The organism is Bradyrhizobium sp. CCBAU 25360 (assembly GCF_028128695.1).
GTDB lineage: Bacteria > Pseudomonadota > Alphaproteobacteria > Rhizobiales > Xanthobacteraceae > Bradyrhizobium > Bradyrhizobium ottawaense.
In genome coordinates this window covers 458,932-473,921 of the sequence record NZ_LBJA01000044.1, presented here as the reverse complement: position 1 = coordinate 473,921, position 14,990 = coordinate 458,932, and the positions used below count along the sequence as shown (strand labels likewise).

The 14,990-nt window shown below is 65.8% G+C and carries 11 protein-coding genes and 1 pseudogene; 5 read left to right on the top strand and 7 right to left on the bottom strand.

Annotated features, from left to right (window positions below; all coding sequences use genetic code 11):
- Window positions 1-6: 6 nt before the first annotated feature.
- The 4 genes from XH81_RS32495 to XH81_RS32480 all read left to right on the top strand — a co-directional run bounded on the left by XH81_RS32495 (window position 7) and on the right by XH81_RS32480 (window position 6,774).
- On the top strand, window positions 7-1,239 hold the full coding sequence (locus tag XH81_RS32495) for a cytochrome P450 (protein WP_028145476.1): 1,233 nt from the start codon (window positions 7-9) through the stop codon (window positions 1,237-1,239).
- 142 nt (window positions 1,240-1,381) lie between these two features.
- Window positions 1,382-4,993 carry an AsmA family protein gene (locus tag XH81_RS32490; RefSeq protein WP_028145475.1) on the top strand — a complete coding sequence of 1,204 codons (3,612 nt, stop codon included), beginning with the start codon at window positions 1,382-1,384 and terminating at the stop codon, window positions 4,991-4,993.
- Between the two features lie 369 nt (window positions 4,994-5,362).
- On the top strand, window positions 5,363-6,484 hold the full coding sequence (locus tag XH81_RS32485; protein WP_028145474.1) for a DUF2336 domain-containing protein: 1,122 nt from the start codon (window positions 5,363-5,365) through the stop codon (window positions 6,482-6,484).
- A gap of 47 nt (window positions 6,485-6,531) precedes the next feature.
- Window positions 6,532-6,774: a hypothetical protein gene (locus tag XH81_RS32480; RefSeq protein WP_028145473.1), complete on the top strand. Its 243-nt coding sequence runs from the start codon at window positions 6,532-6,534 to the stop codon at window positions 6,772-6,774.
- A gap of 56 nt (window positions 6,775-6,830) precedes the next feature.
- On the opposite strand, the gene XH81_RS32475 is transcribed toward XH81_RS32480, so the two are convergent.
- Both XH81_RS32475 and XH81_RS32470 read right to left on the bottom strand, forming a co-directional pair.
- A complete protein-coding gene (locus XH81_RS32475; protein ID WP_271596754.1) occupies window positions 6,831-7,850 on the bottom strand; it encodes a zinc-dependent alcohol dehydrogenase family protein in 1,020 nt (339 codons plus the stop codon).
- A 24-nt stretch (window positions 7,851-7,874) separates the two neighbouring features.
- Window positions 7,875-8,348 (bottom strand): cyclophilin-like fold protein, encoded by a 474-nt coding sequence (locus tag XH81_RS32470; protein ID WP_085967792.1) that lies wholly within the window; start codon window positions 8,346-8,348, stop codon window positions 7,875-7,877.
- A gap of 161 nt (window positions 8,349-8,509) precedes the next feature.
- Here XH81_RS32470 and XH81_RS32465 point away from each other — a divergent pair.
- Window positions 8,510-9,241: pseudogene (locus tag XH81_RS32465) on the top strand (LysR substrate-binding domain-containing protein); the annotation flags it as partial.
- Between the two features lie 44 nt (window positions 9,242-9,285).
- Here the strand turns inward: XH81_RS32465 and XH81_RS32460 are convergent.
- The 5 genes from XH81_RS32460 to XH81_RS32440 form a co-directional block, all read right to left on the bottom strand.
- The gene (locus tag XH81_RS32460) at window positions 9,286-10,992 is read right to left on the bottom strand and encodes an ATP-binding protein (RefSeq protein WP_028145470.1); all 1,707 of its coding nucleotides are present in this window, start codon (window positions 10,990-10,992) and stop codon (window positions 9,286-9,288) included.
- Complete coding sequence (locus tag XH81_RS32455; protein ID WP_028145469.1) at window positions 10,989-12,503, bottom strand: ATPase domain-containing protein; 1,515 nt, start codon at window positions 12,501-12,503, stop codon at window positions 10,989-10,991. Before XH81_RS32455 ends, XH81_RS32460 begins: the two co-directional genes overlap by 4 nt.
- Before the next feature lie 306 nt (window positions 12,504-12,809).
- Entirely contained in the window at window positions 12,810-13,307 is a 498-nt protein-coding gene (locus tag XH81_RS32450) for a GNAT family N-acetyltransferase (RefSeq protein WP_028145468.1), read from the bottom strand.
- A 167-nt stretch (window positions 13,308-13,474) separates the two neighbouring features.
- Window positions 13,475-14,578 (bottom strand): calcium/proton exchanger, encoded by a 1,104-nt coding sequence (gene cax, locus XH81_RS32445; RefSeq protein WP_028145467.1) that lies wholly within the window; start codon window positions 14,576-14,578, stop codon window positions 13,475-13,477.
- Between the two features lie 94 nt (window positions 14,579-14,672).
- The gene (locus XH81_RS32440; RefSeq protein WP_028145466.1) at window positions 14,673-14,954 is read right to left on the bottom strand and encodes a hypothetical protein; all 282 of its coding nucleotides are present in this window, start codon (window positions 14,952-14,954) and stop codon (window positions 14,673-14,675) included.
- Between the last annotated feature and the right edge of the window lie 36 nt (window positions 14,955-14,990).

Here is a 14,990-nt window from a genome sequence, read left to right as displayed (position 1 = left end):
GTCACCATGAACGAGCACGTGCAAGGCGCCGGCGGCGCGCCGCTGTTCAACCCGCTGTCGCCGGACTTCATCCGCGATCCCTATCCGCACTATGAACGGCTGCGCACGAACGATCCGATCCACGTGACGCCGTTCGGCCAGTTCGTCACCAGTCGCCACGCCGACGTCAGCCTCGTGATGCGCGACAAGCGCTTCGGCAAGGATTTCGTCGAGCGCACGACGCGCCGCTATGGCGAGAAGATCATGGACGAGCCAGTGTTCCGCAGCATGAGCCATTGGATGCTGCAGGCCGATCCGCCGGATCACACCCGCCTGCGCGGCCTCGTCGTAAAGGCCTTCACCGCGCGCCGGGTCGAGGACATGCGGCCGCGCATCCAGGCGATCGTCGACCAGGCCATCGATGCCGTGATCGATCGCGGCCACATGGACCTGATCGAGGATTTCGCCTTCCGCCTGCCCGTCACCATCATCTGCGAGATGCTCGGCATCCCCGAGGACCATCGCGAGGTCTTCTACAAGAGCTCGCGTGACGGCGGCCGGCTACTCGACCCCGTGCCCCTCACTGCCGAGGAGATCAGGAAGGGCAACGAGGGCAACCTGATGGCGCAGATGTATTTCCAGCAGCTGTTCGAGCTGCGCCGCAAAAATCCCGGGGACGATCTCACCACCCAGCTGGTGCAGGCCGAGGAGGACGGCAACAAGCTCACAAACGAGGAGCTGACCGCCAACATCATCCTGTTGTTCGGCGCCGGCCACGAGACCACGGTGAACCTGATCGGCAACGGCCTTTTGGCGCTCCACCGCAATCCGGACCAGCTTGCGCTGCTCAAGGCGCGCCCCGAGCTGATGGAAGGCGCGATCGAGGAATTTTTGCGCTACGATTCCTCGGTGCAGATGACCGGCCGCGTCGCGCTGGAGGAGATCGAGGATCTCGGCGGCAAGAGGATCCCCAAGGGCGAGACCGTGCTGTGCCTGCTGGGCTCGGCCAACCGCGATCCCGCAGTCTATCCTGACCGGCCGGACCGGCTCGATGTTACCCGCCAGAACGTGAAACCGTTGTCGTTCGGCGGCGGCATCCATTTCTGCCTGGGTGCCCAATTGGCGCGCATCGAGGCCGAGATCGCCATTGCCACCCTGCTGCGGCGGCTGCCCGATCTGCGCATCGACGACGTCGAAAACCCGGAATGGCGGCCGACCTTCGTGCTGCGTGGCCTCAAGCGGCTGCCGGCGAGCTGGTGAGGCGGCCCGGCATTAACCTCCGCGCGCAACAGTCGCTGTGACTTCGCCACACTTCCCTCTATATAAGGGGCTGTTCCGGCGCGCCTGAAGTCCACTAAGGCCAGGGTTTGGTCCGGATGCCGGTTTGGCCGAGGGGAGACCCGTGCAGACGACGCTGCTCGGATTGGCGATTGCCTTCATCATTGCGCTGCTGGCCGCGCTGATCGGGCCTTACTACGTCGACTGGAACCAGTTCAGGCCCCAGTTTGAGGCGGAGGCTGGCAAGATCATCGGCGTACCGGTGCGGGTCGCGGGCGAGCTCGACGCGCGGCTGTTGCCGGCGCCGACGCTGCGGCTGCGCCAGGTCACCTTCGGCGGCAACAACGATCTCGGTCGCCTGCGCGCCGACAAGCTCGACGTCGAGTTCAGCCTGGGCTCCTTGATGCGCGGCGAATGGCGCGCCACCGAGCTTTCGGTGGGCGGCATGGCGGTCGACCTCGGCCTCGATGCCCGGGGGCGGGTCGATTTGCCCTCCACCGCGAGCGGCACCTTCAATCTGGCCTCCCTCGCCATCGAGCGGCTGAATCTCACCGGCCGCATTGCGCTTCACGATGCCGCCAGCCGCTCGACGCTGGAGCTGAACGACATCGCCTTCTCCGGCGACGTCCGCTCGCTCGCGGGCTCGGTGCGCGGCGACGGCAGATTCACCGCCGCCGGGGTGCGCTATCCGTTCCGCGTCTCCTCGGGCCCGAGCGCCGACGGCAGCGCCACCCGTCTCCACCTCAACATCGATCCTGGCGAGCGCGCCATCCTCGCCGATCTCGAAGGCGTGCTCGCCTTCGACAACCGCCTGCCGAAATTCGACGGTGCGCTGACGCTGGCCGTGCCGGCGGTCAAGAAGGCGGGCGAGGCGGGTCCGACGCCGTGGAAGCTCACGACCAAGCTCAAGGCTGATCCGGCCGGCGCGAAGTTCGAGCAGATCGACGCGAACTTCGGCGCTGAAGACAATGCGCTGAAGCTCGGCGGCGTCGGCGACCTCAGATTCGGCGCCGCGCCGCTGCTGCGCGCGGTGCTGTCGGCGCGCCAGGTCGATGCCGACAAGCTCGCGGGCAAGGACGATGCCGAGCCGCTCCGCATCCTGCCGGCGTTGCGCGCGGGGCTGGCTGCCATTCCGCAGGCGCCGATCCCGGCGCAGATCGAGTTCAACTCCGACCAGATCATGCTCGGTGGCCGCCCGCTGCAGAACATCGCGGCCGAGCTTCAGACCGATGGACGATCCTGGACCTTCCAGCGGCTCGAGCTGCGCGCGCCCGGCATGACGCAGCTCTCGCTCAACGGCGCAGCCCCGGGCGCCGACAGTTTCAGCGGCCGTCTCAGCGTCGAATCCTCCGATCCTGACGCGCTGGTGGCCTGGCTCCAGGGCCGCAGCGAGATCAACCGCCGCAGCACGCGGCCGCTGCGTCTTGCCGGCGACGTGACGATCGCCGCCAACCATCTCGCCATCGACAGGCTGAAGGCCGACATCGAAGGCGGCACCGTCGAGGGCCGCATCGCCTTCGTGCAAACAGGCGCGAGCAAGGGCTCGCGGATCGACGCCGAGCTCAAAGCCGACCGTCTTGACCTCGATACCGCCGCAAGCTTCGTGCGCGCGCTTGCGGGGCCGCAAGGCGAATGGCCGGAAGAGGCAAAGCTCTCGCTCGATATCGGCCGCGCGATCTCCGCCGGCCAGGAGCTGCGGCCGTTCGCGGCAAAGCTCGCTTTCGGCCCCGCATCGCTGTCGCTGGAGCAGCTGCGCTTCGGCCAGGCCAGCGGCGTGACCACGGAGGCGAGCGGCAGCTTCGACCGCACCAAAGCCACCGGCAAGCTCGCGCTGAAATCCTCGGCCAATTCGCTGCGCGAGCTCACCGCGTTAGTCGAGCCGTTTGCGCCCGCGGTGCGCGCGCGTTTCGATGCCATCCCGTCATTGCCAGGCGCGACCCGCCTCAAGCTCGATCTCAGCCTCGACAAGAATGCCGAGCATGCCGATCGCAGCAATGCCCGCGCCGTGCTTGATCTCGACGCGCCGCAGCTCAAGGCGACGGCGACGCTGGCCGCGCAGATGCCGGCGGCGGCGGTCAACGGCGTCGATATCGACAAATTGCGCAACAGCGACTTCACGCTGGACTCGAAGGTATCGGCCCCGCAGGCCGGCGCGCTGCTGGTGCTGCTCGGGCTCGATCGCGTGGTGGCTGCAGGCGAGGGCGCTTCGCAATTCGAAGGCAAGCTGACCGGAGCGTGGCGGCGGCCGTTGCAATTGAATGCCAAGCTCAGCGGCGGCGGGCTGGACGCCGATGCGCAGGGCAGCGTCGAATTGTCGGAGTCGAAAGCCAGCGTGAATCTGCGCGTGCGCAAGGCCAATCTGGCGCCGCTGTTCGGGACCAGCCCGGCCGACAAATCGATGCAGGCCGTGAGCCTGTCCTCCCGCCTCACGCTCTCCGGCAACCGCCTGACCTTCGACGATCTCGACGGCAACGCGGCCGGCTCGCATTTGCGCGGTCATCTTGCGGTGACGCTCGATCAGGAAAGGAGCGTCGACGGCGAAGTCGGCCTCGATACGCTCGATCTGGCGCCCGCGCTCGCGATGGCGATCGGCGCCGCCGGGCACGAGTCCGGCGAGCCGCTGAGTGCGGGGTTGTTGGGCGGCTGGCGCGGCCGCATCGCTTTCCAGGCGCTGCGCGGGATGTTGCCCGGTGGCATCGAGCTGCGCCCGTTCGGCGGCACGCTTCGAAGCGACGGCCAGTCGCTCGCACTCGATGCGCTGAAGGGCGGCCTCAGTGGCGGCGAGATGTCGGCGAGCTTCGACGCACGCAACGGCGCGAATGGTCTTGCGCTGAACGCGCGCATCGATCTCAGCAATGTCGATGCGGCGACGCTGCGCTATCGCGATCTCGCGCTGCCGAAGGGGCGCGCCACGGTGCAGATGGCGCTGACCAGCCAGGGCCGCAGCGTCGCGGCGCTCACCGGCGCGCTCGCCGGCAACGGCACGGTGACGCTGGACTCCGCGGAAATCGGCGGCCTCAATCCGCGCGCCTTCGAGATCGCCATCCGCGCCAGCGACGGTGGCCAGGTCGCCGACGACAACCGCCTGCGGCAGCTCGTCGAGCCCGCGCTTGCCGCCGCGCCGATCGCGGTGGCCTCGGCGCAGATCCCGTTCACGATCCGCGACGGACGCTTACGCGTCGGCGCGACCCCGCTCGAAGCGAAGAATGCCCGCGCCATCGTCTCCGGCGGCTACGACATTCCCGCCGATCAGGCCGACATCCGCGCCAGCCTGACGCCGATCATGACCGGGCTCTCCGGCGCGCCGCCCGAAATCCAGCTGTTCGCGGCGGGCCCGCCCGACAGGCTCAATCGCACGATCGACCTTGCGCCGCTGTCGTCGTGGCTTGCGGTGCGCACGATCGACCGCGAGACGCGCCGGCTCGACGCCATCGAGCGCGGCGAGCCGCCGCCGGCGACCGCCGCGCTGCCGACGCTGGTCTCGCCCGATCCCGCGCCGGAGCAGGCGCCGGTCAATGTGCCGCTGCCGGGCCAGGATCCGCGCCGCGCACCGTCAAAGCCGAAAGCCGCGCCGCTGCCAAAGGCCCCGCAGGCCGCGCCCGCCGCGCCAAGCCCGCCGCTCGCCCAACAGCTTGCGCCGCTGCCGCCGGCCATCGACGTGAAGCCTGCACCGGGTCCGCCGCCCGCCAAGCCCAAGCCGAAGCCGCCGCTGGTCCTGACGCCGCAGAATCCGTAAGGGTGATTTTAGTGAGATGAACGCGCGGGCTCGGTTCAACCTCTCCCGCTTGCGGGGAGGTCGGCGCGAAGCGCCGGGTGGGGGCTCTCTCCACATTGGGAGTCTCTCCGTTGAGACAGCCTCTCCCCAACCCTCTCCCGCAAGCGAGAGAGGGAGCGCACCTTCCGAGCCGCCTTGTCCGCCCGTGAATCCATTCCCTCGCATTTGAATGAATTTTGCCCGGCAAAACTGATTTGCCGATTTTACCGAATTCTCGCGTTTGATCTCTAGCGTCAGTTCCCAGAGGAATCCGGTGTCCCGCCACGAGTGGCGGGGCGCCGCGCCAAAAGAACTGCCAAGAATTACTCGCCAAGAACTGGGGTTATCGAGATGAACGGGGCGAAAACGCTTCTACAGGATCTGGACGACGCGATCGCGCGCGGCACTGACGAGAGCCGGGCGAAGGCGTTGTGGCATGCGACCGACATTCTGATCACCGGCCGCTACAGCGACGACGAGATCAGCATGTTCGGCGAGGTCATCGGGCGGCTCGCCGACGAGATCGAGGTCGCCGCGCGCGCGCAGCTCTCGGAGCTGATGTCGGCATGCGATCACGCTCCGCTCAACGTCATCGAAAAGCTGGCGCTCGACGACGAGATCGAGGTCGCCGGTCCCGTGCTGCGCGACTCCACTCGTCTCGACGAGAAGATGCTGGTCGAGAGCGCCATGACCAAGGGCCAATCGCATCTACTCGCAATCGCCCAGCGCAAATCGATCGGCGAGGCCGTCACCGACGTGCTGGTCAAGCGCGGCGATCAGGAGGTCGTGACCTCGGTGGCCAGGAACGAGGGCGCGCGCTTCTCCGGTTCGGGCCTGTTGCACATGGTCCGCCGCGCCGAAGGCGATTCGATCCTCGCCGAGCAGCTCGGCCTGCGCAAGGACGTGCCGCGCCACATCTTCCAGCAGCTGATCTCGAAGGCGTCGGAAGACGTCCGCCGCCGCCTCGAGACCGAGCGGCCCGAAATGATGGCGCAGATCCAGAGCTCGGTGACCGAGGTCACCGGCGATCTTCAGTCCAAGTTCGGCCCGTCCTCGCGCAGCTATTTCGTCGCCAAGCGCGTGGTGACGACGCAGTATCGCCAGGGCAACCTCAACCAGGATTCGATCTCGAACTATGCGCGCCAGCACCGCTTCGACGAGGTGCAGATCGGCCTGTCGCTGCTGTCGGCGCTGCCGGTCGACGTGATCGAGCGCGCGATGATGGACCGCAACCGCGAGATGATTCTGGTGCTGTGCAAGGCGCTCGACTTCTCCTGGGACACGACCATGTCGCTGCTGTTCCTCGGCGCCAAGGATCATCTGATCACGGCGCGCGAGCTGCACGACAACGAGCGGGATTTCGGCCGGCTGAAGATCGAGACCTCGCGCAGCGTCTTGAAGTTCTACCAGTCGCGCAAGACCGCCGGCGATTCCACCGCGGGCGGCCGTCAGCCCGAGCTTCAGGTCCACTGAACAGGTGCACTGAGCATCGTCCCGGACTTCAAAGGGGAGTATTTGCAATGTTGCCTCAATTCGGCACCGCGGTTCGCAAGAAGAACCTCAACAGCGCCGTGACCGCCGATCTCGGCGCGGGAGCGCCCGACAAGGCGTCGGTGGACGCCGCCTGGCTCGTGCTGGAGGCCGCCAACGACCTCGGCGACCACGCCGCGATCGACGCCTGCCGGCGTGTCATCGACGCCGAGCTGAACGGCACGGTGGCCGGAAGCTCGGACATCGATCTCGTGCTGGGGTATTTCCGGTAAGCTGCCTCCCACACCGTCATCATCTCTCTCGCTTCGCCGTGAGGCGTCGCCCCATCTTAGAGGGTGATCAACGTCTTGATCGCGCGCCGTTCGTCCATGGCGCGGTATCCCTCGGCGACATCGGACAGCGGCAGCTTGAGGTCGAACACCTTTCCCGGCTTGATCTTGCCGGCGAGGACGCGGCCGATCAGGTCAGGCAGGAAGCGCCGGACGGGGGCCGGTCCGCCCAGCATGCGCCGCTGCGCGAAGAACATCGCCTGGCCGTCGAAGGTCACGCCGTGCGGCACGCCGACATAGCCGATTGATCCGCCGGGCCGCGAACAGGCGATCGCCTGCGCCATCGATTCCTGCGTGCCGACGCACTCCAGAACGGAATCGGCGCCGACGCCATCGGTGAGGTCCTTGATGCGGGCAATTCCCGCCTCGCCGCGCTCGGCCACGATGTCGGTGGCGCCGAATTCGACCGCGAGCTGCTGCCGCGTCTTGTGTCGGCTCATGGCGATGATCCGCTCGGCGCCCATCTCCTTGGCCGCCAGCACGCCCATCAGGCCGACGGCGCCGTCGCCGACTACGATCGCGGTCGATCCCTTGCGAACGTTGGCGGCATCGGCGGCATACCAGCCGGTGCCAAGCACGTCGGAGGTCGCGAGCAGGTCGGCAATGAGATCGGGTGACGGATGCTCAGCGGTTGCGACCAGGGTGCCGTCGGCCAGCGGAACGCGCGCGTAGGGGGCTTGCGCGCCCGACATGAATTCGCGCTGGACGCAGGAGGAATGGAAGCCGAAGCGGCAATGCGGGCAGGTGTTGTCGGAGATGCAGAACGAGCCGACGACGAACTGCCCGGGTCGCACCGTCTTCACCGCGCTGCCGACCTCCACGACCACGCCGCAATATTCGTGGCCCATGTGCTGCGCACGACCGTCGATCGGCTGCAGGCCGCGATAGGGCCAGAGGTCGGACCCGCAGATGCAGGTTGCCGACAGCTTGATGATGGCGTCGGTGGGCTTGAGGATCTTGGGATCGTCGACCTCTTCGCAGCGGATGTCGCCGGGACCATACATGAGTGCTGCCAGCATGGCTGAACCTTTCGGGTTTGATCGTCAGGAGAGAAGCTCGAGCCGCAGCGGATATTTTCCGCGCGTGAGCAGGGGCTGAGCGCCGCCGTCGAGATGGCCGAGACGGATCAAGCCCTTCGAGTAGCGATAGCTGCCGTGGAAGAAGGCGAGATTGCCCCAGGGCGCGAAGTAGCAGAGATCGCCCGGCGCCTCGTCGGCGAACGGGACGCTGTCGAGCTCCGTCAGCTTGCGCGGCAGATAGGCGGTCTTCTCGTTGGTCGAATAGTCCTCGATGGCGAGGTCGAGCGGCAGCAGAGCGACGAGGTCCCTCGCCGACGGGTTGTCCAGAAGGGTTGCCGTAAAACTGTGGCGGTCGAAGGCGCATCGCATCTGCATGTTCGCAGCTCCCGTCCGCCCGGCGGCGTTCGTCACGGTGAGGCCGGCGACGGAGCCGGGAACCGCGGCGATGGCCACGAGGCCGCCGACAACGGTCCGGCGCGTGAAGCAACGTCTGGACATGATACATGCGCCTGTGGTCGGGGCCGGAGGGCACGAGAGCCGCGGCCGCCTCCGCCATTGGACATAACGCCCGGCGGGCGATCCGATTAGATGGATTAATCCGCTTGCGTTGATCGATGGGAGGCATGAATGGGAACTCTCGGCGGTGGAAGGCGATGGCCAGGCAGGATTCAACGACCTTCGCCGGCGAGCGGCTGCGGCAAGCGATGGCACCGCGCATCGCGAAGATCGAGGCCGACATCGCCGACCTCATGGCGTTCCGCGACAAGCCGTCCGGGCGGACCAGGATGACGATCTCGAACCATGCATTCGAGAGCGTGGTGTGGCCGAAGCTGGAGCCGGTCCTGAAGAACTATCCGGACATCAAGCCCGAAGTCAGCCTCGACAGCGGATTTCGCGACATCGTCCAGGAGGGCTTCGATGCCGGCGTCCGTCTCGGCGAGAGCGTCGAGAAGGACATGGTCGCGGTGCGGATCGAGCCGGATTGGCGCCTGGTGGCTGTGGCTTGACCCGGCTACTTCGCCGAGCACCGCGCGCCCAAGCATCCCCACGAGCTCGTAGGGCACTGTTGCATCAGCCTGCGAATGGAACGGGCGGGCGGGCTTTACGCGTGGGAATTCGCCAAGCGCGGCCAGGAGCTTCGCGTCTGGGTCGACGGGCAATTGACGTTCAACAGCTCCTACACCCAGGTCGAGGCGGCCCTGAGGGGATACGGCATCGCCTACGTTCCGGAGAACATCATGAAGGCGCACATCGCCTGGGGCGACCGCGCGTTGGTGCTGGACGACTGGTCTCCGACGTTCGACGGCCACCACATCTACCATCCGAGCCGGCGCCAGAACTCGCCCGCCTTCAAGGTCATCGTCGACGCACTGCGTCATCGCGGGAAGTGACGGCGGCCGGCGATGCGGTTCGGTGCCGTCCCGTTCGTTCGAAGTCAGTACGAACCCGAGCGCTTTGATCCTGCATCGAGCCGTAGACTTGACCTCGCCGCGCTCAGCGCCGCAGACAGCTCGTCGATGTGGTAGGGCTTCGCCAGGATCTGGATGCCCGCCGCCTGCGCCTCATGGACGGAGGCTTCGGCGTAGCCGCTGGTCAGCAGAACCGGTATGTCGTTGCGACGCCGTTTGATCTCGTGTGCGAGTTCAACCCCATTCATGCCGCCGGGCATCATGATGTCCGAAAAGATCACATCGACGGAGCGACCATCGGCCAAAGCGCCGAGAGCCGCGGCAGCGCTGGCGGCGCGTGTGACTTCGTAACCGAGTTGGCCGAGCATCTCGGCGACCAGTGCGGCAACCTCGTCGTCGTCTTCGACCAGCAGGATTCGGCCCTGGTTGCTTTTCTTCGGTCGCACCCTGGTGAGGTCGATGAGGTGCCGCTCGCTCGAAGGGACATCGAACGATCGCGGCAGGTACAGTTCGATGCTGGTGCCCCGGCCGGCCTCCGATTGAATGCGGACCGTGCCCCGAGACTGCGTCGCAAATCCATGGACCTGCGCGAGCCCAAGTCCCGAGCCCTTGCCGACGTCCTTGGTCGTGAAGAAGGGCTCGAAGACCCGCGACAGGATCTCCGGAGCCATGCCGACACCTGTGTCGATCACGGACAGCCGGACATAGTCGCCGGCGATCTCCGCGTCGTTCAGCTCGGGCAGGTTTTCGCCGCGGACGAGGATCGTGCCGCCGTTCGGCATGGCGTCGCGGGCATTGACGGCCAGGTTGAGGATCACCAGCTCGAGCTCCCCGGGATCGACCTCCACCGGCCACAGCGAATCCGGAAATTCGAACTCGACATGGACGTCGCCTCTCAGGCTTCGATCGAGCAGCTCGCGCATGCCGCCGATCTGTGCGGCGACGTCGACGGGTTCCGGGCGCAGCTTCTGTCGGCGCGAAAACGCCAGAAGCTGCTTGGTCAGGCTGGCCCCGCGCTGCGCCGCCTGGATCATCCCGTCCATCAAGCGGCGACGGCGGTTGGGGTCCGTCTGGCGGTCGAGCATGTCGAGGCCGCCGGAAATCACCATCAGCAGGTTGTTGAAGTCGTGAGCTACGCCGCCGGTGAGCTGGCCGATGGCTTCGATCTTCTGAGCCTGGCGAAGCGTCTCCTCGACGCGAGCGCGCTCGTTCATTTCGAGACGCAGTTGCTCGTTGGCTTCCTTCAGCTCGCGCGTCCGCTCGACCACCAGCTTCTCGAGCTCCTGCGCGGTCTGCTCGCGGGCCTCGAGCAGAGCCCGGATTTCATATTGACGCCGGCGTGCCCTGATCGCCGACTGGATGGCGCTGGTCAGCGTGATTGGCTGAACCGGCCGTTCGAGCAGCGAGACGTTACGGAGAAGCTCGACGATACTGCGTCGCCACGCGACGACCGCCGGCTGTTCTCGATGGCTGGTGAGAACGACAAAAGGGAGGTCGGACCACGGCGGTTGGCGCTCGATCCATTGTGCCAGCGGCGCCGTGTCTCTCCCGAACAATCCTTCCTCGGCCAGGAAGACCGCGCCCACGCCTTCGGTCATCGCGCTGACGAGCGCGGACAGATCGCGGCAGTTGACCGCCTCCAGGCTCGCGCCGCGAAAGAGTTCGGTCGATGCCGGCCCGTCGCGGCCGATCGGGGCGAATACGAGAACGCGGTGATCCGGGTCGAGGCTCATTCGAATGGCCCTTCCGGCAGTGCCCTGCCGGTATAATGCGGATTGCCGGAAAAGATGCCGCTGAACTCCTGCAGTGGCGGGCCGAGCCTGATCCCGCTGCTGCCGAGCCGGAATTCGCGAATGCTATGCTCGTGATTGCCGCTACGCTTCTTGACGACTGACAAGGCGCGCCGCACCGTTCCACCGAATTCGAAATAGCGCAGCATCAGCACTGCATCGCTCAAATAGCTGATGTCGAGCGGCGTATCCATGGGACCTACAAGCCCATGCTGAGCGAGGATCAGGATGGTGAGGACGCCCTGCTGTGCCAGGTAGCTCAGGAGTTCATGCATCTGCAGGATGAGAAAACGTTCATCCGGCATCGCGTTCAGGTAACCGTTCAGGCTGTCGATGACGACAAGGCGGGCGTTGTCGGCCTCGACGCTTCGGCGGAGCGTCGCCGCGAACTCACCGGGCGACAGTTCGGCCGGATCGATCTGTTGAAACCGGATTTTTCCCGAGGCGAGATGTTTCTCCAGAGGCAAGCCAAGTGTCCGTGCACGTGCTTCGACCGTTCCACGGCCTTCATCGAATGCGAAGAATACGGCGTGCTCGCCACGTTCGGCCGCCGCAATGGCATAGGTCAGTGCGACCGACGACTTGCCCGCACCGGCAGAGCCGAGCAGAAGCGCGTTGGTGCCGCGTTCGAGCCCGCCTCCCAAGAGCTGATCGAGCTCGGCGTTGCCGCTGGACATGGGCTCACCGGCGAAGGACTTGTGATGTTCGGCCGCGACGAGCCGGGGGAAGATCCGCAAGCCGCCTTCCGAAATTGTAAAATCGTGGTAACCACCGCGAAACCGGATGCCCCGCATCTTGATCACGCGAAGACGGCGCCGCTCGGCCCCGTAGTCGATGGCGAGCTGTTCGAGCATCACCACGCCGTGCGCAATCGAATGCAGTTGCAGGTCGTCCTGAGAGGACGAGAGATCGTCGAGGAGAACGACAGTGCAGTTGCGGTTGGTGAAAAAGTGCTTCAGGGCCAGAACCTGACGCCTATAGCGCAGCGGGTTCTGCGCCAGCAGGCGCAGTTCGGACAGGCTGTCGAGCACCACGCGGGTGGGATCAATTCGTTCGACCTCCCTGAAGATCAAATTGGTGGTTTCGCTCAGCTCCATTTCGGCGGGATGGAAGACCGTGAGCTCGCGCTCCGGGTCGAGCGTCGTCTCCGGTGGCACCAGTTCGAAGATGTCGACCCCGTCCAGCGACCAGCCATGCCGACGCGCGACGACACTCAGCTCCCTCTTGGTTTCGGACAGGGAGATATAGAGCACGCGTTCGCCATCACGCACACCTCTCAGAAGGAATTGCAGCGCGATCGTGGTCTTGCCGGTGCCGGGCCGGCCCTCGTAAAGATACATCCGATTGGCGTCCAGGCCGCCGCCCAGGATGTCATCCAGGCCGTCGCTGCCGGTCGAAACTCTCGGCGAATCCTTAAGGTCGCTGTCTGGAGCAGCCCTCGACGGACCGGTCATTGAACCCCCTCGCGCATATCTTCCGGAAGCTGATTTTGCCCGAGCGCCCAGAGGCTGGCAGCCGGGGTTGGACCGAAGAAGAGGTCCTTCCAAGGAACTCTTCAGACAGGAACGAGTTCCCGCAAAGAGGTTTGCCCGGGCGATCGGTGGCCCCGGCTTGAGCTATCGTGCAAGAAGCCAGTTGCGGGTCGGGAGCGTCCAAGGGACGAGCCGCAATAGACTGTGCCGATAGCTCGGTGCTGTCGGTTCAAAACTGAACACAAGCTCCTGTGCTCGCCGCAGGTGGATCCGGTCGCATCGTGGCGGTCATCGCCTTGCGCGGTAGATCACCACGTCCTCGCCGTGACGACTCGTGCGCCGCTCGAGCAGGTAATTCGATTTCTCCAGCACGCGGCGCGATGCGCCGTTTGCGGTATAGACGATGCCGATGAGAGACGGCAGCTCGAGTTGTGACAGCCCGATCTCAGTCAGCTCGGTCGCGGTCTCGCTGGCAAATCCCCGGCCCCAGAGACTGGGTGTGAACGCGTAGGCGATCTCGATCTCGTCCACGTCATCCACCAGGATGTGCCGGATGCCGGCCCGCCCGGCAAATGCGCCGTCTTTCGTGCGCAGGGTCCACAGGCCAAAACCGTATTGATCCCAGTGCGCCATGTTGACGGCGAGATATTTCTCCGTTGCCTCCGCCGAACGCACGCCGCCGATGTAACGCGACGCTTCGGGATCCAGATGGAGCGCGACGAGGTCGGCGAGGTGACTTTCGTTCAGCCTCTCGGCGGTCAGGTTGTCGGTACTGAAGCGATCCATGGAAGCAGGGTGTCGCGCGGAGCTGGTCGCGATCTGGATGTTGTTGAGGCCGATGATGCCATCGTGCCGCTGTTTTGCCCGACAGGTCAACCGGCTCGCGGCCTTTAGGTTTTTGTTCAAGCATGGTCCTTTCGGGAAAACCGCCGCGCACTTTTCCGGATCATGCTTTAGACCGGGCCGTGCGAGCCGGGCGGGACCATGTAGAGCGTCATCGCGAAGATCGTGTAGATGCAGAGCAGGAGGGCACCGACGAACCAGGCGGAGCGTCCGCCATTGGTGACGAAGCTCGTCACCACGGTGGCGATCATGACCATGGTCACCGCTCCCGGCCAGAATTGAAGGTCCATGGGCTGCGGCCCGACGACGTAGCTCAGCAGCACGAGAACGGGTGCGACGAACAAGGCGATCTGGCTGGCGCTTCCGAGCGCGATGCTCACGCTCAAGTCGAGCCGGTTGCGGCGTGCCGCGGAAAACGCCACGGCCATCTCGGCCGCAGCCCCGACCAGGGCAACGACGATGAATCCGACGAATGCCGGGGTCATGCCGAGCGTTTCGGCGGCCTTCTGCACCGATGTCACGAAGATCTCGCTCACGAGTGCCACCAGCACGGTGACGATTCCCAGTGTCGGAACGGCGATCGCAATCGGCAGTATCGGGCCGCCTGCCTCGCCATGGTCGCTGCTTGCAAACAGCTCCTTGTGCGTCTTCAGCGAGAACAGCAGGCTGAGACCGTAGGCCGCAATCAGCAGGACCGCCAAGGCGGTGCTCAAGCGCTGCACCGTCGCCTCGTGGCCGGGAAAGTCGAGGTCGGCCACGGCCGAGGGTGACAACAGGGCGATCGTGGCCATCAGCAGCAGCGCGGAATGGAGCCTGCCGCCTGCCCGGTTGTATTCCTGCACGCGATGCCTCAATCCGCCCAGAAACAGCGATGCGCCCAGCATGAATAGCGAGTTGGTCACGATCGCACCCGCAATCGAGGCTTTGACCAGCATGTATTGACCGGCCTGCAACGCCGTGACCGCGATGATGAGCTCCGTGAGATTGCCAAGCGTGGCGTTCAACAGCCCGCCGACCGCATCGCCGGTCTTCTCGGCCACGGCCTCCGTCGCGTGGCTGAGCAGGCTCGCGAGCGGCACGATGGCGATCACGGCCAGCACGAACAGCAGCGTATGCGCGTCCGGCATGACATGCTCGAGCACGATCACGACAGGCACGACAGCCAGCAGCCACAGCAGCGGGCTGTGCCGGATTTCCCTGAGCAGCGCGTTCATGGTCCGTCCTACGCGGTCAGACCTCGACGCTGCCGCCGGAGTGGGGCCCGGTGTTGATCTAGCTCAACGGCTTGTGCGCCCTCGAACCGGCGCCTCAATAGCAGGGCGGATAGGGGTGATATCCACAAGCCCGGCGATAGCCATAGGCGCCATAGGCGGCAGCTCCCGCCGCTGCGGCACCGTAGTAAGCCCGCCGATGGACCCTGCGGTTGACGCCGGCAACGCTTCCCGGCGTGAGCGGGCGTCCGACGCGGGCCTCGGCGGTGTCAACGGACACGGCGAGCGCATCCACCGGCGAGGTGTGGAACGACAGGGGCGCTGCCGTGAACAGCGCGGCGGTGACGAACAGTCCGATCAGCTTGGCATGTCCAGTCATGTGCTCTCTCCCTTTGCAGGACGACGAGAAAGCGTG

Coding starts and splice junctions, on each gene's coding strand:
- XH81_RS32495 (WP_028145476.1), top strand. CDS start 7: ATGAACGAGCACGTGCAAGGCGCCGGCGGCGCGCCGCTGTTCAACCCG.
- XH81_RS32485 (WP_028145474.1), top strand. CDS start 5,363: ATGAACGGGGCGAAAACGCTTCTACAGGATCTGGACGACGCGATCGCG.
- XH81_RS32480 (WP_028145473.1), top strand. CDS start 6,532: ATGTTGCCTCAATTCGGCACCGCGGTTCGCAAGAAGAACCTCAACAGC.
- XH81_RS32475 (WP_271596754.1), bottom strand. CDS start 7,850: ATGCTGGCAGCACTCATGTATGGTCCCGGCGACATCCGCTGCGAAGAG.
- XH81_RS32470 (WP_085967792.1), bottom strand. CDS start 8,348: ATGTCCAGACGTTGCTTCACGCGCCGGACCGTTGTCGGCGGCCTCGTG.
- XH81_RS32460 (WP_028145470.1), bottom strand. CDS start 10,992: ATGAGCCTCGACCCGGATCACCGCGTTCTCGTATTCGCCCCGATCGGC.
- XH81_RS32455 (WP_028145469.1), bottom strand. CDS start 12,503: ATGACCGGTCCGTCGAGGGCTGCTCCAGACAGCGACCTTAAGGATTCG.
- XH81_RS32450 (WP_028145468.1), bottom strand. CDS start 13,307: ATGGATCGCTTCAGTACCGACAACCTGACCGCCGAGAGGCTGAACGAA.
- cax (WP_028145467.1), bottom strand. CDS start 14,578: ATGAACGCGCTGCTCAGGGAAATCCGGCACAGCCCGCTGCTGTGGCTG.
- XH81_RS32440 (WP_028145466.1), bottom strand. CDS start 14,954: ATGACTGGACATGCCAAGCTGATCGGACTGTTCGTCACCGCCGCGCTG.